The organism is Nocardia sp. NPDC005746 (assembly GCF_040630785.1).
In the GTDB taxonomy this organism is placed as follows: domain Bacteria; phylum Actinomycetota; class Actinomycetes; order Mycobacteriales; family Mycobacteriaceae; genus Nocardia.
Genome location: NZ_JBEXYE010000004.1, coordinates 233,675 through 257,542, shown reverse-complemented (window position 1 = coordinate 257,542; position 23,868 = coordinate 233,675). Strand labels below are relative to the sequence as shown.

At 69.5% G+C, this 23,868-nt stretch carries 22 protein-coding genes and 1 pseudogene; 15 read left to right on the top strand and 8 right to left on the bottom strand.

Translation table 11 applies throughout. The annotated features are described in order from the left end of the window. Window positions 1-102: 102 nt before the first annotated feature. Both ABZ412_RS09990 and ABZ412_RS09985 read left to right on the top strand, forming a co-directional pair. The gene (locus ABZ412_RS09990; protein WP_357278622.1) at window positions 103-810 is read left to right on the top strand and encodes a TIGR00266 family protein; all 708 of its coding nucleotides are present in this window, start codon (window positions 103-105) and stop codon (window positions 808-810) included. Continuing rightward, entirely contained in the window at window positions 807-2,012 is a 1,206-nt protein-coding gene (locus ABZ412_RS09985) for a hypothetical protein (protein ID WP_357278620.1), read from the top strand. The genes ABZ412_RS09990 and ABZ412_RS09985 overlap by 4 nt, the downstream gene beginning before the upstream one ends. Window positions 2,013-2,035: 23 nt before the next feature. On the opposite strand, the gene ABZ412_RS09980 is transcribed toward ABZ412_RS09985, so the two are convergent. The 6 genes from ABZ412_RS09980 to ABZ412_RS09955 form a co-directional block, all read right to left on the bottom strand. After that, window positions 2,036-2,866 carry a sirohydrochlorin chelatase gene (locus tag ABZ412_RS09980; RefSeq protein ID WP_357279030.1) on the bottom strand — a complete coding sequence of 277 codons (831 nt, stop codon included), beginning with the start codon at window positions 2,864-2,866 and terminating at the stop codon, window positions 2,036-2,038. A gap of 184 nt (window positions 2,867-3,050) precedes the next feature. Continuing rightward, complete coding sequence (locus tag ABZ412_RS09975; protein WP_357278618.1) at window positions 3,051-4,340, bottom strand: GTP-binding protein; 1,290 nt, start codon at window positions 4,338-4,340, stop codon at window positions 3,051-3,053. Then, complete coding sequence (cysD, locus tag ABZ412_RS09970) at window positions 4,340-5,266, bottom strand: sulfate adenylyltransferase subunit CysD (RefSeq protein WP_357278616.1); 927 nt, start codon at window positions 5,264-5,266, stop codon at window positions 4,340-4,342. The genes ABZ412_RS09975 and cysD overlap by 1 nt, the downstream gene beginning before the upstream one ends. Next, window positions 5,245-5,955: a phosphoadenylyl-sulfate reductase gene (locus ABZ412_RS09965; RefSeq protein WP_357278614.1), complete on the bottom strand. Its 711-nt coding sequence runs from the start codon at window positions 5,953-5,955 to the stop codon at window positions 5,245-5,247. Before ABZ412_RS09965 ends, cysD begins: the two co-directional genes overlap by 22 nt. Before the next feature lie 15 nt (window positions 5,956-5,970). After that, a complete protein-coding gene (locus ABZ412_RS09960; RefSeq protein WP_357278612.1) occupies window positions 5,971-7,713 on the bottom strand; it encodes a nitrite/sulfite reductase in 1,743 nt (580 codons plus the stop codon). A 400-nt stretch (window positions 7,714-8,113) separates the two neighbouring features. After that, window positions 8,114-8,977: an immunity 49 family protein gene (locus ABZ412_RS09955; protein ID WP_357278610.1), complete on the bottom strand. Its 864-nt coding sequence runs from the start codon at window positions 8,975-8,977 to the stop codon at window positions 8,114-8,116. Window positions 8,978-9,323: 346 nt separating this feature from the next. Here ABZ412_RS09955 and hemW point away from each other — a divergent pair, with 346 nt between their 5' ends. The 10 genes and pseudogenes from hemW (at window position 9,324) to era (ending at window position 19,174) form a co-directional block, all read left to right on the top strand. After that, a complete protein-coding gene (gene hemW, locus ABZ412_RS09950; RefSeq protein ID WP_357279027.1) occupies window positions 9,324-10,484 on the top strand; it encodes a radical SAM family heme chaperone HemW in 1,161 nt (386 codons plus the stop codon). 111 nt (window positions 10,485-10,595) lie between these two features. Continuing rightward, entirely contained in the window at window positions 10,596-11,438 is an 843-nt protein-coding gene (locus ABZ412_RS09945; RefSeq protein ID WP_357278608.1) for an alpha/beta hydrolase, read from the top strand. A gap of 152 nt (window positions 11,439-11,590) precedes the next feature. Further along, window positions 11,591-12,631 (top strand): heat-inducible transcriptional repressor HrcA, encoded by a 1,041-nt coding sequence (gene hrcA, locus ABZ412_RS09940; protein WP_357278606.1) that lies wholly within the window; start codon window positions 11,591-11,593, stop codon window positions 12,629-12,631. A gap of 35 nt (window positions 12,632-12,666) precedes the next feature. Beyond that, on the top strand, window positions 12,667-13,821 hold the full coding sequence (dnaJ, locus tag ABZ412_RS09935) for a molecular chaperone DnaJ (protein WP_357278604.1): 1,155 nt from the start codon (window positions 12,667-12,669) through the stop codon (window positions 13,819-13,821). A gap of 4 nt (window positions 13,822-13,825) precedes the next feature. After that, the gene (locus tag ABZ412_RS09930) at window positions 13,826-14,566 is read left to right on the top strand and encodes a 16S rRNA (uracil(1498)-N(3))-methyltransferase (RefSeq protein ID WP_357278602.1); all 741 of its coding nucleotides are present in this window, start codon (window positions 13,826-13,828) and stop codon (window positions 14,564-14,566) included. Between the two features lie 239 nt (window positions 14,567-14,805). Then, window positions 14,806-15,864 carry a PhoH family protein gene (locus ABZ412_RS09925; RefSeq protein ID WP_357279025.1) on the top strand — a complete coding sequence of 353 codons (1,059 nt, stop codon included), beginning with the start codon at window positions 14,806-14,808 and terminating at the stop codon, window positions 15,862-15,864. A 22-nt stretch (window positions 15,865-15,886) separates the two neighbouring features. Beyond that, the gene (gene ybeY / locus ABZ412_RS09920) at window positions 15,887-16,444 is read left to right on the top strand and encodes an rRNA maturation RNase YbeY (protein ID WP_357004316.1); all 558 of its coding nucleotides are present in this window, start codon (window positions 15,887-15,889) and stop codon (window positions 16,442-16,444) included. Next, complete coding sequence (locus ABZ412_RS09915; RefSeq protein ID WP_357278600.1) at window positions 16,441-17,778, top strand: hemolysin family protein; 1,338 nt, start codon at window positions 16,441-16,443, stop codon at window positions 17,776-17,778. Before ybeY ends, ABZ412_RS09915 begins: the two co-directional genes overlap by 4 nt. Then, window positions 17,775-18,092 (top strand): annotated as a pseudogene (locus ABZ412_RS09910) (cytidine deaminase); the annotation flags it as partial. The gene ABZ412_RS09915 and the pseudogene ABZ412_RS09910, both read left to right, overlap by 4 nt. A gap of 128 nt (window positions 18,093-18,220) precedes the next feature. After that, window positions 18,221-19,174 carry a GTPase Era gene (gene era, locus ABZ412_RS09905; RefSeq protein WP_357278598.1) on the top strand — a complete coding sequence of 318 codons (954 nt, stop codon included), beginning with the start codon at window positions 18,221-18,223 and terminating at the stop codon, window positions 19,172-19,174. Window positions 19,175-19,239: 65 nt separating this feature from the next. Here the strand turns inward: era and ABZ412_RS09900 are convergent, their stop codons facing one another. Beyond that, window positions 19,240-20,655, bottom strand: a complete 1,416-nt coding sequence (locus tag ABZ412_RS09900) for an amidase (RefSeq protein WP_357278596.1) — start codon at window positions 20,653-20,655, stop codon at window positions 19,240-19,242. A 426-nt stretch (window positions 20,656-21,081) separates the two neighbouring features. On the opposite strand from ABZ412_RS09900, the gene recO reads away from it, so the two are divergent. The 3 genes from recO (at window position 21,082) to ABZ412_RS09885 (ending at window position 23,175) form a co-directional block, all read left to right on the top strand. Continuing rightward, window positions 21,082-21,855, top strand: a complete 774-nt coding sequence (gene recO / locus ABZ412_RS09895) for a DNA repair protein RecO (protein ID WP_357278594.1) — start codon at window positions 21,082-21,084, stop codon at window positions 21,853-21,855. A gap of 121 nt (window positions 21,856-21,976) precedes the next feature. Next, window positions 21,977-22,771 carry an isoprenyl transferase gene (locus ABZ412_RS09890; protein ID WP_357278592.1) on the top strand — a complete coding sequence of 265 codons (795 nt, stop codon included), beginning with the start codon at window positions 21,977-21,979 and terminating at the stop codon, window positions 22,769-22,771. Window positions 22,772-22,797: 26 nt separating this feature from the next. After that, complete coding sequence (locus ABZ412_RS09885) at window positions 22,798-23,175, top strand: hypothetical protein (protein ID WP_357087305.1); 378 nt, start codon at window positions 22,798-22,800, stop codon at window positions 23,173-23,175. Window positions 23,176-23,199: 24 nt separating this feature from the next. Here the strand turns inward: ABZ412_RS09885 and ABZ412_RS09880 are convergent, their stop codons facing one another. After that, on the bottom strand, window positions 23,200-23,829 hold the full coding sequence (locus ABZ412_RS09880) for a TetR/AcrR family transcriptional regulator (protein ID WP_357278590.1): 630 nt from the start codon (window positions 23,827-23,829) through the stop codon (window positions 23,200-23,202). Window positions 23,830-23,868: the final 39 nt, after the last annotated feature.

Sequence of the window (23,868 nt, the reverse complement as noted above, 5' to 3'; positions counted from 1 at the left end):
AATTTACTGATCCCATCGGTGTGGTGGCAAGTCCACGACGATCACGCCACGGTCGACGTCGGGCACACTGGGGTGAGTTGTGCGCACAGGAGGGGAAGCCTGATGGACGCCAGAATCCGGGGGACGGTCATGCCGGTGCTCGAGGTCGCCCTCGACCCCGGCGACAGCCTCGTCGCCGAAGCGGGCCAGCTGTCGTGGATGACCGAGAGCATCCGCCTCAACACCTCCACCCGGGCCGCGGCCGGCGGCGTCTTCGGCGCGGTCCGCCGGGCCATGGCCGGGGCGGGCCTGTTCATGACCGAGTACACCGCGCACCGCCGGTCGGGCAGCGTGTCCTTCGCGGCGAAACTCCCCGGCCAGATCCTGCCCGTGCGGATCGGAAAGGACCGCGAATACCTGGTCCACCGGCACGGATTCCTCTGCGCCGCGGGCGATGTCCGGGTGGCCCTGAGCTTCCAGCGGCGCCTGGGCGCGGGCATCTTCGGCGGCAGCGGCTTCACCCTGCAGCGGCTCAGCGGCGAGGGCTACGCCTGGGTGGAGCTCTCCGGCGAGGTCATCACCTACGACCTGGCCCCGGGCGAGACCCTGCGCGTCCACCCCGGCCACGTCGGATTGTTCGACGCCTCGGTCGATTTCGACATCACCATGATGAAGGGCATCCGCAATGTCCTCTTCGGCGGCGACGGCCTGTTCCTCGCCGCCCTCACCGGTCCCGGCCGAGTCTGGCTGCAATCGCTCACCATCACCAACCTCGCCCACTCCCTCATCCCGTACCTGCCGTTCCCCGAACCCGGAAACCAAACCCGTTGAGCAGAGCGCAGCTTCGAGTGAAGTCGTGGGGCAAGGTGCTGGCGTGCGCTGTGCTCGGAGTGTCGCTGGCTGTTCCCGTGGCATGCGACACGGTGCGCGACGAGATCTCCGAAGCACTGGTCGGGCCCCCTTTCGAACCGGGAGCGGTCACCTTCGTCTCCGATGCCGAGGGCTGGCTGAGAGGTGCGCAGGGCTACTGCGGCACCAAGTGCGACAGGCTCTTCCACACGGTGGATGGCGGCCGGAACTGGGAACCGGTGACGGCGCCGGCATTCGACTACGAGTGGTTCGGAATCGCCGATGCTCGTAACTGGTTCGCCCTGCGGTGGCCCGACACGTACGGAGCCCAGGAGCTGGAACTGTGGTGGTCACACGACGGGGGAAGCCATTGGTCGCGAGTGCGGCTGCCCGGGGACGTCGAACTTCCCGCATTCGGTGTGCGAGCGGTGATCGCCGACGGCACCGTGCGGGTGGTGGCCTTCGACGGGCGCACCGGCGAGGCCCGGATGGTCAGCAGCCCGGTCGGCGCGGACGATTTCACCGCGACACCGCGCTTCCCGGTCGTGGAGGGACGCGGCCGGGATTCGTCGATCACCGTGGATTTCACTGTGGTGCAGGCCGGATCGACGAGCTGGTTCGCGGGGGTGGTCAGTACGCCCGCGCGCGGCGCGTCGAAATGGGTGGGGGCTCGGGTGGTCGACGGCAGATGGTCGTCATTCCCGTTGCCGTGCGTCAGCGTCAACAGGCCGGAACTGGCCGCGATCTCGGCCACTGAACTGGCGATCTCGTGTGACCCCACGGGTGAGGTGGACTCGCGGCAAGGGGAGCATCACCTGTACGTGTCCACCGATGCCGGTGACACCTTCACCGATCTCGGGGCGCTAGCACCTCGGGGCAAGTACGCCACGCTGATCGGGGCGGGCACCACCGGGGATCTGGTCGTCGCGGTGCCGACCGGCGAACCCGGCGCTCCGACCGCTCTGCGCACCTCCCACGACGGTGGCCGCACGTGGGCGCAAACGCTGAACCCGCCGGCGCCGAAGGGGATGTCGGTCAGCGGGGCCCCCGCACAAGGCGAGTTCTTCACGCCCGCCACCGGTTATGCCCGCCTGAGCTACGTCGGGGAGGCGCCGGACGGTATGGACATCCTGTACTTGACCCGCGACGGCGGAGACACGTGGGACCGCGTCGCCCTCGACTGACGGTCGGGGGCTTCGGGATTCGGTCAGGCGGTGAGTTCGAGCGGGAGCGCGGCGGTGGCGTAGCGGTCCAATGCCACTTCGGCCAGTAGCGGGTGCGCGCCGATCGTCTCGGCGTGCCGGACCAGCGGCAGCGCCTCGCGCAGGCGGTCGGTGAGCAGGCCCGGGGCCAGGAACCAGGGGGCGACCAGGATGCGTTCGGCGCCGCGTGACCGCAGGCGGGCGAAAGCCTTGTCGACCGTGGGTTGTGTGGTGGCGAAACAGATTTCGGTGTCCCAGCCGGTCATGGCGGTGAGCAGTCGCGCCACGTCACCGGTACGGGTGTTGGCGATCGCGGAGGTCGAGCCGACGGCGGCGACGGCGATGCCCCAGCGCGGACCGGCCGTGCGGCGCAGCCGCCCGGTCGAGGCCTCGCTGACGGCGGCGGGCCGGAAGTCGGTGCCCGCGGCCATGGCCGCCACGATGCGATCGCGCAGGGCGATGATCAGATGCGGATCGGGCCCCAGCACCTCGGCCTGGGTCAGCCGCAGCTGCGGATGCCGGTCGCGCGCGGCGTCCAGCAGGCCGGGCAGATCCACCCGCGCGTGAAACGCGTTGCCCAGCAGCAACGGCACCACCACGGCGTGCGCATGCCCATCGGCCGCAACGGCATCGATGACCTGATCCACCGACGGCGTGCTCAGATCCAGGAACGCCAGCCGCACATCGAGATCCGGCCGCTGCGCCGCGATCCGCGCCACCACGTCCCGCATGGTCGCGGCCGAGCGAGGGTCACGGCTGCCGTGCGCCACCGCGATCAGCGCGGGCGCGTGCTCGACGCGGAAGGGCGACGCCGCCCCGCCGCGCACGGTCACCATGGTGCCGAGCGCCGAATCGGTCACGATGCGCGGTGCCGGACCATCCGCTGTGTGCCTGGGCGCGCCGGGCACGGTGTGGAGCGCCGAACCGGGTGCGGTGTCCGGGGCCGGGCCGAGGGCGTTGTGCGGGGCCGAACCGCCCGGCGAGACGGCCGGAACTGCGCCGTTGCCGGGCGGATTCATGTCAGGCTCCGACTTCGACCGCGGTCAGCGCGTCGCCGACCAGGCCCGCGGCCAGGGTGTTGCCGCCCGCGGGATCGATCAGCAGGAACGAGCCGGTGTGGCGGTTGACGCTGTAGTCGTCGGCCACGATCGGGTCGGCCACGCGCACCGAGATGCGGCCGATGTCGTTGAGCGACAGCGACTCCGGGTTGGGGTCGGCGGCCAGGTGCTGCTCGTCGAACCGCTCGATGAGCGCGCCGACGATGGCCTGGGTAGTGCGGGTGCCGTGCTTGAGCAGCAGGCGCGCGCCCGGGCGCAGCGGCTTGTCGCCGAGCCAGCAGACGGTGGCGTCGAAGGCGTCGATCGGCTCGGGAGCGCCCTGGGCGGCGGCGATCACGTCACCGCGCGAGACGTCCACGTCGTCGGCCAGCACCAGGGTGACGCTGCGGCCCGGCTGCGCCGAGGCGAGTTCACCATTGGGGGTGTCGATGCGCTCGACGGTGGTGCGGGTGCCGGAGGGCAGCACCACGACCTCGTCGCCCTTGGACACCAGGCCCGCCGCGACCTGACCCGCGTAGCCGCGGTAGTCGGGGTATTCGGCGGTGCGGGGCCGGATCACGTACTGCACCGGGAAGCGCAGCCCGATCTCGTGGCGGCCGTGCACGTCCGCGTCCACCGGCACCGACTCCAGGTGCTCGATGAGCGAGGGACCGGTGTAGTACGGGGTGTTCTCCGAGCGCGAGGCGACATTGTCGCCGTGCAGCGCCGAGACCGGGATCTCCTGGATATCCTCGGGAGCCCAGCCGAGTTTGGCGGTCAGCTCACCGAATTCGGAGGTGATCTTCTCGAAGACGCCGGCCGGGTCGTCCACCAGGTCGATCTTGTTGACGGCCAGCACCAGCTTCGGCACGCCCAGCAGCGCCATGACGGCGGCGTGGCGGCGGGTCTGCTCGATGACACCCTTGCGGGCGTCGACCAGCAGGATCACCAGCTGCGCCGTCGACGCGCCCGACACGGTGTTGCGGGTGTACTGGACGTGGCCCGGGGTGTCGGCGAGCACGAAAGACCGCTGGGGCGTGGCGAAGTAGCGGTAGGCCACGTCGATGGTGATGCCCTGCTCGCGCTCGGCGCGCAGACCGTCCACCAGCAGCGACAGGTCCGGAGTCGACAGACCCTTGTCGACCGACGCGCGGGTGACAGCGTCGATCTGGTCCGCGAGCACGGACTTCGTGTCGTACAGCAGCCGGCCGACCAGGGTGGACTTGCCGTCGTCGACCGATCCGGCGGTGGCCAGTCTCAACAGGTCGGACATCAGAAGTAACCCTCTCGCTTGCGGTCTTCCATGGCGGCCTCGGAGACACGGTCGTCGCCTCGGGTCGCGCCACGTTCGGTGAGCCGGGACGCGGCGACCTCGGCGAGGATCGCGTCATTGTCGGCGGCGTCGGAAATGATGGCGCCGGTGGTGGATCCGTCGCCGACGGTGCGGTAGCGCACCGACTTGACCAGCAGCTCCTCACCCTCGGCCGGGCCGCCCCACACGCCGGGGGTCATCCACATGCCGTCACGCTGGTACACCGGGCGCTCGTGGGCGTAGTAGATGCTGGCCAGCTCCACGTCCTCGCGGGCGATGTAGCGCCAGATGTCGAGCTCGGTCCAGTTGGAGATGGGGAACACGCGCACGTGCTCGCCCGGAGCGTGGCGGCCGTTGTACAGGTTCCACAGCTCGGGACGCTGACGCTTGGGGTCCCAGCGGCCGAAGGCGTCGCGCAGCGAGAAGATGCGCTCCTTGGCGCGCGAACGCTCCTCGTCGCGGCGGCCGCCGCCGAACACCGCGTCGAAGCGGTTCTCGTTGATGGCGTCCAGCAGCGGGACGGTCTGCAACGGGTTGCGGATGCCGTCGGGGCGCTCGGTCAGGCGGCCGTCGGCGAGGTAGTCCTCGACCGAGGCGACATGCAGTCGCAGGCCGTACTTCTCGACCACCTTGTCGCGGAACGCGAGGACTTCGGGCAGGTTGTGCCCGGTGTCCACGTGCAGCAGCGCGAACGGCAGCGGCGCCGGCCAGAAGGCCTTGATCGCCAGGTGCAACAGGACGGTGGAGTCCTTGCCGCCGGAGAAGAGGATCACCGGCCGCTCGAATTCGCCTGCCACCTCACGGAAGATGTGGATGGACTCGGATTCGAGCGCGGCCAGGGTGTCGAATTCGGTCTCGAGTGTGGTCATGAGGCGTGCAACCCGCATTCGGTCTTGGCGAGCCCGGCCCAGCGGCCGGATCGCGCGTCGGATCCCGGTTCCGGCTTCCGCGTGCACGGAGCGCAACCGATGGAGGGATAGCCCTCTTCCACAAGGGGATTGACGAGAATGCCGTTGGCCTCGATGTAGGCCGCCATCTCGTCATCGGACCAGGCGGCGATCGGATTGATCTTCACCAGGCCGAAGCCCTCGTCGTAGGAGATGAGGGGTGCGTTGGCGCGAGTCGGCGCCTCCACTCGACGGATGCCGGTCACCCAGGCGTTGTATCCGACGAGGGACTTCTTCAGGGGGACCACCTTGCGCAGGCGGCAGCATTCGGCGGCGTCACGCGCGAACAGGTCCTTGCCGAGGAGCTGATCCTGTTCGGCGACAGTGGTTTCCGGCTGCACGTTCACGATGTTCACGCCGTAGACCAGCTCGACCGCGTCACGGGTGCCGATGGTCTCGGCGAAGTGGTAGCCGGTGTCGAGGAACAGCACGTCCACGCCGGAGCGGACCTGCGAGGCGAGCTGCACCAGGACGGCGTCCTGCATGTTCGACGCGACGATGTAGTTGGCGCCGAAGGTGTCCTCGGTCCACTGCAGCAGTTCCTGCGCGGTCGCGTTCGGACCCAGCTCGGCATTGCCCTTCTCGACGAGGGCGCGCAGCTCGGACTCGGCGAGTTTCGTTGTGGTCATTGATGTCTCTCCCAACTACCGCAGGTCTGCCTCATCGGCGCGGACAGCCCACACCGCGAAACGCTCACCCTCGTCACGGTTCTTGACGAAGTTGCGCACCACGCGCTCGATGTAGTCGCCCAGTTCCTCGCTGGTGACCTTGTGCTGGCGCAACTTCCGGCCGAAGCCGGAGTCGAGTCCCAGGCTGCCTCCGAGGTGAACCTGGAAGCCCTCGATCTGATTCCCGTCGCCGTCGTCGACGAGCTGGCCCTTGAAGCCGATGTCGGCGATCTGGGACCGGCCGCAGGAATTGGGGCAGCCGTTGATATTGATCGTGATCGGCACGTCGAGCTGCGCGTTGATGTCCGCGAGCCGCTGCTCCAGCTCCGGCGCGAGCACCTGCGAGCGCTTGCGGGTCTCGGTGAACGACAGCTTGCAGAACTCGATGCCACTGCACGCCAGCAGGTTCCGCCGCCAGATGGACGGACGGCCGTGCAGGCCCAGCGGTTCCAGCGCGTCGATCAGCTGCTCGACCTTGTCTTCGGGGACGTCGAGGACGATGAGCTTCTGATAGGGGGTGAAGCGCACCCGATCCGAACCGACCGCCTCGACGGCGTCGGCGACCTGGGTCAGGATGGTGCCCGACACGCGACCGGCGATAGGGGAGAAGCCGATGGCGTTGAGGCCGTTGCGCAGCTTCTGCACACCGATGTGGTCGATCGGGCGCTCCGGCTGCACCGGCGCGGGGCCGTCGATCAGCTTGCGCTTCAGGTACTCGTCCTCGAGCACCTGACGGAACTTCTCCACACCCCAGTCCTTGACCAGGAACTTGAGGCGGGCCTTGGTGCGCAGGCGGCGGTAGCCGTAGTCGCGGAACAGCGAGACGACCGCTTCCCACACGTCGGGAACCTCGTCGAGCGGCACCCACGCGCCGAGGCGCTGGGCCAGCATCGGGTTGGTGGACAGGCCGCCGCCGACCCACAGGTCCAGGCCGGGCCCGTGCTCGGGGTGAACGACGCCGACGAAGGCGACGTCGTTGATCTCGTGCACCACGTCCTGCTGGCCGGAGATGGCGGTCTTGAACTTGCGCGGCAGGTTGGAGTATTCCTTCTTGCCGATGTAGCGCTTGACGATCTCGTCGATGGCCGGGGTCGGGTCGAGGATCTCGGTGAGCGACTCACCGGCCAGCGGAGAGCCCAGCACGACACGCGGGCAGTCGCCGCACGCCTCGGTGGTCTGCAGGCCGACCGCTTCGAGGCGACGCCAGATCTCCGGCACGTTCTCGATCTCGATCCAGTGGTACTGGACGTTCTCGCGGTCGGACAGGTCGGCGGTGTCGCGGCCGAACTCGGTGGAGATGCCCGCGAGGGTGCGCAGCTGGGCGAGGTTCAGCGCGCCCGCGTCGCACCGCACCCGCATCATGAAGTAGCGGGCCTCGAGCAGGTCGATGTTCTCGTCGCCGGTGTAGGTGCCGTCGTAGCCCTGCTCGCGCTGGGTATAGAGACCCCACCAGCGCATGCGGCCGCGCAGATCGCTCTTGTCGATCGAGTCGAAACCCTGCTTCGAGTAGATGTTCTCGATGCGGGCGCGCACGTTGAGCGGGTTGTCGTCCTTCTTGGACTGCTCGTTGGCGTTGAGCGGCTCGCGGTAGCCGAGCGCCCACTGGCCCTCCGACTTGCGCTTCACCGGACGGGCCGTGCGCTCACGCCGGACGGGTTGTGCCGAATCGGGCACAGTCTGCGGCGTATCGGAACTGGTGGCGTCGGTGCTCGACGTCATGGGGGTCGCTCCTGAAGGTCTTGCGGGCAGGCGGGAGGGGCTGGCTCACGCCTCCGATATCAGAGAACCGGCTCTATACGGCGTCAGGCCGACGCCGGATTCCGGGAGAATGGGAGCCGATCTACCGGAGGCTTCCGGACAGACAGCTCGCGCTGCAGACACGCTTGAAGTCGACATGGCGACGCGCCACGAGTCGTACTCCAAGTCCAGTCATGTGGCTTATTGTGCCACGTCAGAAGGGTCGTTCCGACTGCCGGATCGAATTTTCCGCAGTTTTCCGGGAAATCCCCTGGATAGATTGTCCGATTTGTGACGGGCATCATAGATCAACGCCGAGCAAACCACTTGGACGGTTGACCTGAACGATTCGGTGTGAGTTCCTCGGCGATTCGGTGCGATTCTAGGACGCGCGATCGGCGTCGGCCTCGGTCAGGCGGGCCTTCGCGGCGGCGAGGCGGGCCAGCTCGTCACCCAGTTCCGGGGAGAACATCCAATCCGGCCGATCGATGAATCCGGCCGGTAGGTACTCCGAGCGGACGGTCGTCCGATACCCCAGGTCCCGGGCCCAGCAGGCCAGACCCAGCAGCGGCAGCGAGAACACGCCCTCGGGATCGTTGCGCCACACGTCGTTGTCGAAGAACGCCCGATGTCGTCGCAGCGCGTGGGTCAGCTCGCGGTCGAAGCCCTCGGAATCACCGTCGGCCAGCCGGATGAACACCTCCACGGCCGGGCGGAACAGCAGGTCGGTGACGCCCTGCGCGCCCACGCGGCTGGTGGTGTCCAGCGCCCAGGCCGCCTCGTAGACGCTCTTCGGACCGTACCGCCACGCCGTCTGGAGCAGCCGCACCCACTCGTACTGGAAGTCGTCGAAGGCGTCGTCGCCGAACTCGCGCAGCCGGTCGATCGGGTAGTCGACCAGCTCGGCCATGGCCTCGGCGTCGCGGGCGATGAGCGTCCACCAGAACGCCGCCCGCCAGCCCGCCACCTTGTCGTGCCGGTCGAAGCCGGATTCGATCCCGTCCGCCCGGAACCGCCGGGTCACCGTCTGCTCGGTCGAATGGGCGAAATACCAGGTCCGCGACCGCAGCGCCGCCGGATCCGGCAGCAGCATGGTGGCCAGCAGCACCCCGTCCATGGACCGCGAGAAGTTCGGCCCGTCCGGCCGCACCGGCCGCCGGGCCCGGTAGACCACCGGGGCCACCGACCCCTCGTCCACTTCCCTGATCGACTTGGCGTCGATCTCGTGCCGCGGCACCTCGATCATCGGCTCGTTCCCGTCCGCACCCGGACCAGCTCGCACCCGGCCCGCCGAAATCTTTTGGAATGTACCCGGATTCACCGAGGTGCGCCGGGTGGAGCGGCAGCGGTCCGCGCAGGCGCGCCCCAGCATCGGAGGCCCCACGACCGGCCCTGGCCCGGGCTACCCGCGACCTGGTCCGATCCCGCGTTGCCGCCGGTCCGGTCGCGGCCTTCGGGCTATTGCCGCGTCCCGGGACGCGGTGGCCACCGGGTGCGCTGTGATTCGGGCAACCGGTCACACTGAATGGGTGACCTCGACTGCTCCCCCTCCGATTACCGGCACGGCCTCCGCGCAGGACGCCGACGCGCCGGTGCTGCGCGACTTCGGGGGCGGGCCGTTCGGGATCTACATCCACGTGCCGTTCTGCGCCACCCGCTGCGGATACTGTGACTTCAACACCTACACGGCGGGGGAGCTGGGCTCCTCGTCCTCGCCGCAGTCCTGGTTCGAGGCGCTGCGCGGCGAGCTGGCCACGGCGGCAAGGGAATTCGACGCGCTGCCCTCGGCGACGCCCGCGGTCGAGACGGTCTTCGTGGGCGGCGGCACGCCGTCGCTGCTCGGTGGTGACGGCCTGGCCGGGGTGCTCGACGCGATCCGCGACAACTTCACCCTCGCCCCCGGCGCGGAGGTGACCACCGAGTCCAATCCGGAATCCACCTCGCCGGAGTTCTTCGAGCGGCTCCGCGCGGCCGGGTACACCCGGATCTCGCTGGGCATGCAGTCGGCGGCCCAGCACGTGCTGAAGATCCTGGACCGCACCCACACGCCGGGCCGGGCGGTGGCGGCCGCGCGGGAGGCCCGCGCGGCGGGCTTCGACCACGTCAACCTGGACCTCATCTACGGCACCCCCGGCGAATCCGACGCCGATCTGGACGCCAGCCTCGACGCCGTGCTGTCCGCGGGCGTCGACCACGTCTCGGCCTACTCGCTGATCGTGGAGGACGGCACCGCGCTGGCCCGCCGCGTTCGCCGCGGCGAACTGCCCGCCCCCGACGACGACGTGCTGGCCGCCCGCTACGAACGCATCGACACCCGGCTGGCCGCGGCGGGCCTGCACTGGTACGAGGTCTCCAACTGGGCCGCCTCCGAGGCGGGCCGCTGCCGCCACAACCTCGGCTACTGGGACGGCGGCGACTGGCTCGGCGCGGGCCCGGGCGCGCACAGCCACGTCGGCGGCACCCGCTGGTGGAACGTGAAACACCCTGCGCGCTACGCGGATCGGGTCACCACGGGTGCGTTGCCCGCGGCGGGCTGGGAGTCGCTCACCGACGAGGAGCGCTACACCGAGCGCGTCATGCTGACCGTGCGGCTGCGCACCGGCCTGCCACTGGCCGATCTCGACGCGGACGGCCGGGCCGCCGCCGAGCGCGTGATCGCGGACGGTCTGGCCGAGCGGGCCGGCGACCGGCTGATCCTCACCGACCGCGGCCGCCTGCTCGCCGACGGCGTCGTGCGGACCCTGCTGACCTGAGCCGAACGGATTCGGCCAACCGCGAGTGAAACCGCCTGGTCGGGACTAAATTGTTCACCGGAGATTGCGCAGCACCGGTCAGGATCGACACCTTCGGCCCGAGGACATCTCATGGTGAAGCCACTGATGCGACCCGTCCCGAACAGCTTCCGTGCCCGACGCCTCACTCGCGCGACGTTCAGCGCCGCCGCGGCCGTGGCGCTCGCCGCCGGCCCACTCGCCGCCGGGTCGGCCGCCGCCGCGGACCTGCCGACGGTCGTGCTGGTGCACGGCGCCTTCGCCGACGCCTCCAGCTGGGACGGCGTCGCCGCGCGACTGCGCGCGGACGGCTACCCCGTCGTGACGCCGGACAACCCGCTGCGCGGTCCCGCGTACGACGCGGCCGCGATCCAGCGCACCCTCGACGGCATCACCGGTCCGATCGTGCTGGTCGGACACTCCTACGGCGGCACCGTGATCAGCAATGTCCACGACGCCAAGGTCGAATCACTGGTCTACATCTCCGCCTTCGCGCCCGTGCAGGGCGAAGCCGCACTGCTGGAACTGAATCCGATCCAGTACCCGGGCTCGCAGCTCACCCTCGCGCTGCGACTGAAGACCGTCGACGACGCGCAGGGCATCGCGGGCAGAAACCTGGACGCCTACGTCGACCCGGCCCGCTTCCCCGAGGTCTTCGCCCAGGACGTCGATCCGGTGATCGCCGCCGACATGGCCGCTCGCCAGCATTCGCTCGCCCTGTCCGCCAACCTCGAGGCCTCGGGCGCGCCGTCGTGGGCCTCGACGCCGAGCTGGTACCTGGTGTCCACCGCCGACCGGGTGATTCCGCTCGCCTCCCAATGGGATATGGCCAAACGCATGAACGCCCATGTCTCCTCGATCGACGCCTCGCACGCCGGGCTGGTCTCGCACCCGGCCGACGTGGCGGCGATGGTGGAGGCCGCCGCCGGGCGGTGAGCGTGCGGGCGGTCATAGGGCGAGCTGCGCGACGCCCACTATCCTGGAGTGGATAATCCGGGAATTCCGTATGGCCGGTGCCCAGTGTCCCGCCGCGGAAGGCTCGGGGACGCGCCAGGCGTACCCGAGGCGAGCGAGGAGGTGGGGCCACCATGTCGAGCACTGAGCAGCGACGGCTCGAGGTCCTGCGGGCCATCGTCGCGGACTACATCGCGACCAAGGAGCCGATCGGGTCCAAGACCCTGGTAGAGCGCCACAACCTCGGCGTGTCCAGCGCGACCGTCCGCAACGACATGGCGGTGCTCGAGGCCGAGGGCTACATCGCCCAGCCGCACACCTCGTCCGGCCGCATCCCGACCGACAAGGGCTACCGGCAGTTCGTCGATCACATCTCCGAGGTGAAGCCGCTGTCCGGCCCGGAACGCCGGGCCATCATGGAATTCCTGGAGAGCGGCGTCGATCTCGACGATGTGCTGCGCCGCGGGGTCCGGCTGCTCGCGCAGCTGACCCGGCAGGTCGCCATGGTCCAGTACCCGACGGTGTCGGCGTCGACCGTGCGGCACATCGAGGTGGTCGCGCTCAATCCGGCGCGACTGCTGCTGGTGGTGATCACCGACACCGGCCGGGTCGATCAGCGTCTGGTCGATCTGGGCAATCTGATCAGCGACGAGGATCTGGCCGCGCTGCGCGGCATGCTCGGCAAGGCGATGGAGGGCAAGCGCCTGGCCGCGGCCTCCGCGGCGGTGGCCGAACTGCCCGAGCACTCCCCGGCCAAGCTGCGCGACGTGCTGGTCCGGGTGTCCACCGTGCTGGTCGAGACGCTCGTCGAGCACGCGGAGGAACGCCTCGTGCTGGGCGGCACCGCCAACCTCACCCGCAATGCCTCCGACTTCCCCGGCAACGGTTTCCCGGGTTCCCTGCGCACCGTTCTGGAGGCGCTCGAGGAGCAGGTGATCGTGTTGAAGCTGCTGGCCGCGGCGCAGCAGCCGGGTACCGTGACGGTGCAGATCGGTGAGGAGACCAAGGTCGAGCAGATGCGCGGGACGGCCGTGGTGTCCACCGGTTACGGGCTGACCGGTACGGTGCTCGGAGGTATGGGGGTGCTGGGGCCGACCCGCATGGACTATCCGGGGACCATTGCCTCGGTGGCGGCCGTCGCCCGGTACATCGGTGAGGTGCTCGCCGAACGGTGAGCAAGCACGAGACGAAACAGGACTAAGAGACGCACGTGGCACGGGACTATTACGCACTGCTCGGAGTCGCACGGGGTGCGACCGACCAGGAGATCAAGCGCGCCTACCGGAAGCTGGCCCGCGAACTGCATCCCGACGTGAATCCGGAGCCGGAGGCCCAGGAGAAGTTCCGCGAGGTCTCCACGGCCTACGAGGTGCTGTCGGACCCGGAGAAGCGTCGCATCGTCGACCTCGGCGGCGACCCGATGGAATCCGGCGGCGGCATGGGCGGCGGCTTCTCGGGCGCGGGCTTCGGCGGCCTCGGCGACGTCTTCGAGGCGTTCTTCGGCGGCATGAACGCCTCCGGCGGCACCCGCAAGCCGCGCGGCCGGGTGCAGCCGGGCGCGGATTCGCTGCTGCGGACCCGGCTTTCGCTGCAGGAGTGCGCGGTCGGCGTCACCAAGCACCTGACCGTCGACACCGCCATCCTCTGCGACCTGTGCCAGGGTTCGGGCACCAACGGCAACTCCAAGCCGGTGCGCTGTGAGACCTGTGGCGGCGCGGGTGAGGTGCAGACCGTGCAGCGGTCCTTCCTCGGCCAGGTCATGACCTCGCGGCCCTGCCCCACCTGCCGGGGCGCGGGCGAGACGATTCCGGACCCCTGCCGCAAGTGCGGCGGCGACGGCCGCGTGCGTTCGCGCCGTGAGATCGCCGCGCCGATCCCGGCCGGTGTGGCCAATGGCATGCGGGTGCGTCTCGCGGCCCAGGGCGAGGTCGGCCCGGGCGGCGGTCCCGCCGGCGACCTGTACGTGGAGATCGTGGAGCAGCCGCACGACACCTTCGTGCGGGACGGCGACGACCTGCATTGCACCATCCGGGTTCCCATGGTGGACGCGGCGCTGGGCACCACGGTCGTCATCGACACCATCCTCGACGGCCCGGTCGAGCTGACCATCCCGGCGGGCACCCAGCCCGGCGAGGCGTCGGTGCTGCGCGGCCACGGAATGCCGAAGCTGCGCGCCAACTCTCGCGGCGACCTGATCGCGCACCTCGACATCGTGGTGCCGACCAAGCTCGACGCCAAGCAGTCGGACCTGCTGCTCAAGTACAAGGGCATGCGGGCCAACGAGCACACCGAGGTGCTGTCGGCGCAGTCCGAGCACAACTCGGGCCTGTTCGCCCGTCTGCGCGCCTCCTTCAGCGGACGCTGATCCCTTGGCCGCCACCGTCTTCTATCTCGACGAGATCCCCGAACCGGGTGCGACCGCGGTGCTGGACGGCCCCGAGGGCCGCCACGCGGCCACGGTGCGCCGCATCCGGGTGGGGGAGCCGATCACGCTGTCCGACGGGCACGGGATCCTCGCCGATTCGGAAGTGGTTGCGGCCCAGAAGGATCGCCTCGAGCTGAAGGTCCTGTCCAAGCGCGAGGCCGCGCCCTGGACCCCGCAGGTGACGGTGGTCCAGGCGCTGCCCAAGTCCGACCGTTCGGAACTGGCGGTCGAGCTGATGACCGAGGCGGGCGCCGACGCCATCGTCCCGTGGCAGGCGCTGCGCTGCGTCTCCAACTGGGAGTCCAAGGCCCGCAAGGGCGTCGAGAAGTGGCGCGCCGCCGCCAAGCAGGCCGCCCGCCAGTCGCGGCGCGCCTACATCCCGGATGTGGCGGAGCTGCACGGCACCAAGGAGCTGCTGGAGCTGGTGCGCTCGGCCAAGGCCCAGGGCGCGCTGGTGGCCGCCCTGCACGAGTCCGGTGAATCCCGTTTGACTGAAATGTCTTTCGCTGGGGTGCCCGAGATCATCCTCATCGTCGGCCCCGAGGGCGGCCTGGACGACTCCGAGCTGAAGGCCCTCGCCGACGCTGGAGCCGACATCGTCCTGCTCGGCCCCACGGTGCTGCGCACCTCCACCGCCGCGGCCGTCGCTCTCGGCGCGCTGGGCGCTCTCACCCCGCGCTGGTAGTCCTGGCCGCGTATCGGCGGATCGATCCCGGAGGGTTCGCCACGGAATGGATTCGGCCCAGCGGCAGTTGCGTGTCAGCGGGCCGTTATGCCTGCTGGTAGCCGCTTATTCACTGGGCGGTGTCGGTGGGCGGCGGTAAACTTCTGTCAACGACGACGGCTTCGAGACCGGAAAGCAGGCCATAGCCACTTTTGAGAACACCAGGCGAAATCGGCGATCAGAGCACAACCACTGCCCGCATCGGCGGTGTCGACGGTTCCGGACCGGCGGGGCGGACCGTTCGTTCGAGCATCGAATTGGCACCGGAGTCGGTGTTCGGATTCCTGGGTTCGGCTGATGAGAACCTGCGTGAACTCGAGCGCCTCCTCGATGCCGACATCCACGTCCGCGGCAACTCCGTCACTCTGACCGGCAAACCGGCCGATGTGGCGCTGGCCGAGCGCGTGGTGGCCCAGCTCGTCGCGTTGACCGCACGCAACCGGGTGGTCACGCCCGAGGCGGTGCGGCACACCTACTCCATGCTCACCGAGGGTTCCTCGGACTCCCCGGCCGAGGTGCTCAGCCTGGACATCCTGTCCCGGCGCGGCAGGACCATCCGGCCCAAGACGCTGAACCAGAAGCGCTACGTCGACGCCATCGACGCGCACACCATCGTGTTCGGCGTCGGCCCGGCCGGTACCGGCAAGACCTACCTCGCCATGGCCAAGGCCGTGCAGGCGTTGCAGACCAAGCAGGTCAACCGCATCATCCTGACCCGGCCCGCGGTCGAGGCGGGCGAGCGGCTGGGCTTCCTGCCGGGCACGCTCAACGAGAAGATCGACCCGTACCTACGCCCGCTCTACGACGCCCTGCACGACATGATGGATCCCGAGGCGATCCCGAAGCTCATGCAGGCCGGGGTCATCGAGGTCGCGCCGCTGGCCTACATGCGCGGTCGCACGCTCAACGACTCGTTCATCATTCTGGACGAGGCGCAGAACACGACGGCCGAGCAGATGAAGATGTTCCTCACCCGTCTGGGCTTCGGTTCCAAGATCGTGGTGACCGGTGACATCACCCAGGTCGACCTGCCGAACAACGCGCGATCGGGTCTGCGCGCGGCCACCGAGATCCTGCACGGCATCGAGGACATCCACATCGCCGAGCTCACCAGCGCCGATGTGGTCCGTCACCGCCTGGTCGGGGCGATCGTGGACGCCTACGACCGCTACGAGTCGGACACGCGCCCGCCGGCGGCGGTGCACTATCCGGGCAATCGGGCGCAGCGACGTGCCGCGAGCCGGGGAGACCGGCACTGAACTCGACCACTACGCTGATCGGGTGAGTATCGAGATCGCCAACGAATCGGGTATCGAGGTATCCGAAGAAGAACTGGTCAGCGTCGCGCGGTTCGTCATCGGTCAGATGGACGTCCATCCGGCGGCCGAGCTGTCGATGGTGCTGGTCGATCTCGACACCATGGCGGATCTGCACATGCGCTGGATGGACCTACCGGGTCCGACCGACGTCATGTCGTTCCCCATGGACGAGCTGGAGCCGGGCGGGCGGCCCGATGCCGCCGAGCCCGGCCCCTCCATGCTCGGCGACATCGTGCTCTGCCCGGAGTTCGCGGCCCAGCAGGCCGAGAAGGCCGGGCACTCCATGGATCACGAGCTGGCGCTGCTGACCGTGCACGGCGTCCTGCACCTCCTCGGCTACGACCACGCCGAGCCGGAGGAGGAGAAGGAGATGTTCGCGTTGCAGGCCTCCCTGCTGGAGGGCTGGTACGAGAACGTGCGCCAGGAGATGCGCCGCGCCGAGCTCGCCGAGCGCGACCAGCGGCTGCTGGGCAAGACCGGATTCACCGACACCACCGGTGATCCGCTGGGCCCGGCGTGAATTCATTCGTTCTGCTGCTGCTGGCGATCGTCCTGGTCCCGGCCGGCGGGGTGTTCGCGGCGCTGGACTCGGCGCTGAACACCATTTCGCCCGCGCGCGTGGAGGATCTGGTGCGCGCGGAGCGGACCGGGGCGGCGCGGCTGGCGCGCATCATCGCGGATCGGCCGCGCTATGTGAATCTCATGGTGCTGCTGCGCCTTACGTGCGAGATCACGGCAACGGTGTTGCTGGCGGCCGTGCTCCTGGACTGGCTGGGCGAGGCGCCCGCCCTGCTGATCACCGCGGCGGTCATGGTGCTGGTCGACTATGTGGTGATCGGTGTCGGCCCGCGCACGCTGGGCCGTCAGCACGCCTACTCGCTGGCGCTGGGCGCGTCGCTGCCGTTGCAGGCCATCGGCTCGCTGCTCGGCCCGATCAGCCGCCTGCTCATCCTGATCGGTAATGCGATCACCCCCGGTAAGGGATTCCGCAACGGCCCCTTCGCCTCCGAGATCGAACTGCGCGAAGTGGTGGATCTGGCCGGCGAGCGCGGCGTGGTGGACGCCGACGAGGCGCGCATGATCCAGTCGGTGTTCGAACTCGACTCCACCCCGGCGCGCGAGGTCATGGTGCCGCGCACCGAGATGGTGTGGATCGAGGCGGACAAGACCGCGGCGCAGGCCATGTCGCTGGCGGTGCGGTCGGGGCATTCGCGGATTCCGGTGATCGGGGAGAACGTCGACGACATTCTGGGCGTCGTCTACCTGAAAGACCTTGTCCCGTACGCGGATCGGAGCCGGAAGGTGAAGGTGCGCCAGGTCATGCGGCCCGCCGTCTTCATCCCCGACTCCAAGCCACTCGACGCGCTGCTCGACGAGATGCAGCGTCGCCGCAACCACATGGCGGTGCTGGTCGACGAGTACGGCGGCATCGCGGGTCTGGTCACCATCGAGGACATTCTCGAGGAGATCGTGGGCGAGATCGCCGACGAGTACGACAAGGACGAGATCGCGCCGATCGAGCAGATCGGCGCCGGCAAGTTCCGGGTCTCGGCCCGGCTGCCCGTCGACGACCTGGGCGAGCTGTTCGACATCGAGATCGAGGAGGAGGACGTCGACACCGTCGGCGGCCTGCTCGCGCACGCCCTGGGCCGTGTCCCGCTGCCCGGCTCCAAGGCTGTCGTCCAGGGCCTGCAATTGAAGGGGGAGGGCGGGGCCGACGCGCGCGGCCGCATGCGGATCCACACGGTGGTGGTGCGCAGGGCCCAGGAGAAGACGAGAACCGAACCGGCGGAACAGGAACCGGGCGGCGCACACGACGATGGAGAGGCCGATGACCGAGATGAACGCCGATGATTGAACTCGACGCCGAGGACGGCAAGCTGCGGGTGCTCGCCCGCGGCGCGATGGGCCGCACCGGCGGCCGTGGCGGCGCGGCGGTGCGCGACACCGACGGCCGCACCTATGCGGCCGGGACGGTGGAGCTGACAGCGCTCCCGCTGACCGCGTTGCAGGCCGCGGTGGCGGCCGCGATCTCCAGTGGCGCGACCGGTTTCGAGGCGGCCGTGGTGGTGGCGGGCAAGCTGTCGGATCCGGGCGTGGCGGCCGTGCGTGAGGTGTCGTCTTCCGCCCGCATCATTTTCAGCGACGTGAAGGGCGCGGTATTCGACGTGCTCGAAGGGGACGACGACTACGGCGTCGAGAATCCCATCGCGGCGAGGCGGCCCGCGGACAATATCGCGGGATCGCGCGAGGTCCCGGCGGGCTTCGATCTGGACAGTGAATCGGAGGTCTTCGAATGAGCGGCCAGGGCGGCACCGACGGTGAATTCCGTTCCGGTTTCGTATGTTTCGTGGGGCGGCCGAACACCGGCAAGTCCACGCTGACCAATGCCATGGTGGGGCAGAAGATCGCCATCACCTCCTCGCGGCCGCAGACCACCCGGCACACCATCCGTGGCATCGTGCACCGCGACCACGCGCAGCTGATCCTGGTGGACACCCCCGGTCTGCACCGGCCGCGCACCCTGCTCGGGCAGCGGCTCAACGACCTGGTGCGCGATACGTATTCGGAAGTCGACGTGATCGCGGTCTGCATTCCGGCGGACGAGAAGATCGGTCCCGGCGACCGCTGGATCGTCGAGCAGATCAAGACCATGGCGCCCAAGACCACCCTGCTGGGCGTGGTCACCAAGATCGACAAGGTGAGCCGCGACCAGGTCGCGCACCAGTTGATGGCGGTCTCCCAGCTGCTGGGTCCCGAGGCCGAGGTGGTTCCGGTGTCCGCGGTCAAGGGTGAGCAGGTCGAGGTGCTCATCGACGTCATCGCCTCGCAGATGCCCGAGGGCCCGGCCTTCTACCCGGACGGCGAGCTCACCGACGAGCCCGAGGAAGTCCTGATGGCCGAGCTCATTCGCGAGGCCGCGCTGGAGGGCGTGCGCGACGAGCTTCCGCACTCGCTCGCGGTGGTCATCGAGGAGGTCCTCGAACGCGAGGAGAACGACGACACCGAGACCGACGGCCGTCGCTCCGCCGAGGGCATGCTCGATGTGCACGCCCTGCTGTACGTGGAGCGCCCCAGCCAGAAGGCCATCATCATCGGCAAGGGCGGCGCCCGCCTCAAGGAGGTCGGCACCAACGCCCGCAAGCAGATCGAACACATCCTCGGCACCCGCATCTACCTGCACCTGCACGTGAAGGTGGCCAAGGACTGGCAGCGCGACCCGAAGCAGCTGGGCAAGCTCGGCTTCTGACCCGCGTCATGCGAATGGCACACCATCGAGGGAATGTTCCCTCTCCGGTGTGCCATTCGTCGTTTCTAGGACTGCGGCCACCACGGGGTCGGGCGGGCCTTGTACCACTGGAGTTCCGATTCCAGTTGGGCCGCGACCGAAACCAGTAGTTCCTCGGAGTGGGCGGGGCCCATCAGCTGGGAGCCGACCGGGAGCCCGTCCGCGGTGAAACCGGAGGGGATGTTCACCGCCGGCCAGCCCAGCACGTTCCACGGCCAGGTGTAGGGGCAGGCGGCGGTGATGAGTTCGTCGGTGGCCCAGGAGCCGATGCCGTCGATCTCGCGGACACCCGGGGGCGGGGTGGCCGTGGTGGGGGCCAGCACCAGGTCGAAGTCGTCGAAGATGCGGCCGGTCTGCTTGCGCAGCAACGGTTCCGCCGCGCGGGCGGCGAACAGCAGCGGGGACAGCAGGCGGCCGACGGTGGCGTTGTGGTGGGTGCGCGGGTCGACCTGCGCGCCGGGCAGCCGGTCGAGGGCTTCGCGGATGCCGACCATGGACCGTGGCAGGAAGGTCGCGCCCATCAGCACGCCGTAGTGCACGTCGGCGACGGTGACCTGGTGGCCGAGTCGGCGCAGGGTCGCGGCGGTGGCGCGCACGCGGGCCTCGACCTCGCGATCGAGCGCGGTCTTGGTGGCGGTGAACGGGATTCGCAGCGAGAGCGCGATGCGCAGGCGGCCCGGATCCCGGCCGACCGCGTCGGAGACGCGCAGCGCGGGCGGGGTGTGCAGGTCGCCGGGATGCGGTCCGGCGGTGGCGTCGAGCAGCAGCGCGGCGTCGGCGACGGTGCGGGCGAGCGGACCGTTCACGGTGAGCCCGTGGAAGGCTTCGGGCAGTGGCCAGGTCGAGATGCGACCGCGCTGGGGCTTGATGCCGAACAGGTTGTTCCAGGCGGCGGGGATCCGCACCGAGCCGGCGCCGTCGGAACCCAGTGCGGCGGGGACCAATCCGGCCGCGACCGCCGCCGCGGAACCACCCGACGAACCGCCGGGGGTGTGGTCCGCGCTCCACGGATTCGTGGTGTGGCCGAAGGCGTCTCCGCTGGTGAACGGCAGCTGGCCGAGCTCACAGGTATTGGTCTTGCCGACGATCACCGCGCCCGCCGCGCGCAATCGGCGCACCGCTTCGGCGTCCACGGTCGCGGCGGGGAAGTCGCCGCCGCAGCCGAAAGCCGTTGGCGTGCCGGTCAGGTCGGTGTCGTCCTTGATGGCGAGCGGCACCCCGAGCAGCGGTTCCCGTTGTCCGGCGGCGAGTTGCCGGTCCGCCTCGGCGGCCTCGGCGAGGGCCTCGGCCCGGCGCACGATCCGGAAGGCGTTCAATGCCCCCTGGCTGGCCTCGATGCGATCCAGTACGGCCGTGGTCGCCTCGACCGATGTGATCGTGCCCGCCGCCAGGGCCGCCGCGAGTTCCGTCAGGCCCAGTTCGCCGACAGACGCCAAAGTCATGTGAATCCCGTCTCGTTTGTACTCGGGAGTAACATAGCGCGACTTTGGTCACACGTCCAACAGGTGGCGGTTGTGAAAGACGACCTCCGGCCTTACCGATCCCCGCGCCGATCGGTCGAGGGCGCACTGCCGTCCGGCCCACCCCTCCAGGGCCGGACGGCAGTACAGATATGGGTCGCCGCGACCATCCGCCGGGTGGCGCGCAGCGATCGGGGCGCGGACGGCACGGCCGCCCAGCGAGATCCGGCGGCGGGAGTCTGGCGCGTCATGGAGTCCTCCGATGGGTGCGTCCGAATGCTCTGCCTTGCGGGTTTCAGCCTGGTTTCAGTCGCCAATCGCGGGCCAACGAACTTCTAACCGCGCCCCGCCGCGATACACGCCGCGACTCGTCACCGCCCGGTCGGTCCCGCGTGCGAGACTGGTGCGGTGCGGTTGTATCGGGATCATGCGGTGGTGTTGCGCCAGCACAAGCTGGGCGAGGCGGACCGTATCGTCACGCTCCTGACCCGCCAGCACGGTCTGGTGCGCGCGGTAGCCCGGGGTGTGCGGCGCACGCGCTCCAAGTTCGGCGCCCGCCTGGAACCGTTCGCCTACGTCGACATCCAGCTCCATCCCGGCCGCAATCTCGACACCGTCACCCAGGTGCACACGGTCGAGACCTTCGCCGCCGACATCGTCGCCGACTACGGCCGCTACACCACCGCGTGCGCGGTCCTCGAAACCGCCGAACGCCTCGCGGGCGAGGAGGGCGCACCCGCCGCCCGCCTGCACACCCTCACCGCGGGCGCCCTGCGCGCCATCGCCCTGGGCCACCGCCCGCACGAACTGATCCTCGACGCGTTCCTGTTGCGCGCCATGGGTTTCGCGGGCTGGGCCCCCGCGCTCGACGACTGCGCCCGCTGCGCCACCCCCGGCCCGCACCGGGCCTTCCACGTGGCCGCCGGCGGCGCGGTCTGCGTGCACTGCCGCCCGCCCGGCGCGGCCACCCCGATGCTCGGCGTCCTCGACCACATGAGCGCCCTCGAGCGCGGCGACTGGTCCGGCGTCGACGCCGTCACCGACGCCATGCGCCGCCAGGCCAGCGGTCTCATCGCCGCCCACCTGCAATGGCATCTGGAGCGCCAGCTCCGCACCCTCCCGCTCATCGAGCGCACCCGCCCCCACGAGGCCGTCGACCGCACCGAAGCCGCCATCGGCTGACCGGCCGAACACCCGCCGGTCCGGTGCCGGAATTCGCGGAACGAGTGTCGGTGGTGTGGAGGTCCGGTGTGAATCCAGTGGGCGGCGTCCGGCGCTCTGGCGCGTCGGGCAGGATGGGGGCGTGATCGGGAACCGGAAGTCATCGACTGAGCAGCGTGTTGTGCGGCCGCCGTCGCCGCATCCGTCGGGGGCGAAGCCGCCGGCGATTCCGGCGGAGTTCGTGCCCAGGCATGTGGCGCTGGTGATGGACGGGAACGGGCGGTGGGCGCAGGAGCGCGGGCTGCCGCGCACCGCGGGACACGAACGCGGCGAGGCGGTGCTCATGGACACCGTCGAGGGCTGCATCGAGATGGGCGTGAAGTGGCTGTCGGCGTACGCGTTCTCCACCGAGAACTGGCGGCGCAGCCCGGACGAGGTCCGCTTCCTGATGGGCTTCAACCGCGATGTGATCCGCCGCCGCCGCGACGAGATGCACGAGATGGGTGTGCGGGTGCGGTGGGCCGGGCGGCGACCGCGCCTGTGGCGCAGCGTGATCAAGGAATTGGAAGTCGCGCAGGAGCTCACCAAGGACAATACGGTGATGACCCTGACCATGTGCGTCAATTACGGCGGCCGCGCCGAGATCGCCGACGCCGCACGGGAAATCGCGCGCCGGGTGGCCGCGGGGGAGCTGGATCCGGAGAAGGTCACCGAGGCCACCGTCGCCCAGTACCTCGACGAGCCCGATATGCCGGACGTGGACCTGTTCCTGCGCCCGTCGGGTGAGCTGCGCAGCTCCAACTTCCTGATCTGGCAGGCCGCGTACGCCGAATTCGTGTTCCAGGAAACGCTTTTCCCCGATTTCGACCGCCGTAATCTCTGGGAAGCCTGCCTGGAGTACGCCAAGCGCGACCGCCGTTTCGGAGGTGTGAAGTGACCGATCAGCTCACTCCCGCCGAGGCGCTGCAGGACCGCGCCCGCGCCCTGCTGCTGCGTTACGGCGTGGAAGTTCGCGAGGAGGAGGGCGCCCTCGGTTTCGAATACGAGGGCGCGCTGTGCTCGCTGCGCGGGGTGAACCTGTCGCCGGGCCTGGATGTGCTGGCGCTCATGTGCATTCTGGCCTGGGACCGCCCGGTGAAGCCGCAGCTGCACAAGCGGGTCGCCGAGCGCAATGCCGCGCTCCAGTTCGGCACGCTGACGGTGGTGTCGCGCGACAAGCTGGCCGACGTAATCCTGCGCTACACCTTCCCGGCCGCCGGGCTGGAGGACGAGCCGCTGGCCACCCTGCTGCTGTTGACGCTCTCCGGTGCGGGTCGCGCCCGCCAGGGCCTGCTGCCCTGACGGGGCTCGCCGCCCGGGATCGGTTCAGGCCCGGGCGGTTTCGGGTTCCCCGGCGGCGTCGCGATAGCCGGGCAGGATCTCGGTGATGCCGCGCGCGAAGGTGTCGGGATCGGCGTCGCCGAGAATGAGGTGCTGCAGGATGATCCCGGGCAGCAGCCCGAGGAAGATCTTGGCGATGGCGTCGGTGTCGGCGTCCGGGGGGAACCAGCCCGCGTCACGCATGCGGTTGGCGTAGTCGAACCACAGGCGGCGGAAGCCGAGAATATCGGTGCGCACGTAATCGGCGATATTGGCGTCGGTGAGGGCCAGCGCCCAGGCCTGGGGGATGACCCGCACGGGCCCGCCGGGGGCGCTGAGCTTGACGATGTCCTCGCTCATCAGCCGGATCAGCGCGGGCGGCGTGGGTAGCGGGTCGCTGTAGACGGCTTCGCCGAGGGTGGCGCGCAGGTCGACGGTGGCTTCGGTGGCGAGGGGCTCGATGATGTCGTTCTTGGATTTGAAGTAGCGGTAGACCGCTCCGGCGGAGAGCCCGGATTCGGCGAAGACGTCCTGCATGGTGGTGGCGTGCAGGCCTTTGCGGGCGAAGCAGGTCTGTGCGGCGTCGAGAATCTGTTGTCTGCGGCGTTCCAGGTGTGCATCGCTGACTCTGGGCATGCGACCAAATTAAAACGAATATCCGTTCTCAACAAGCTG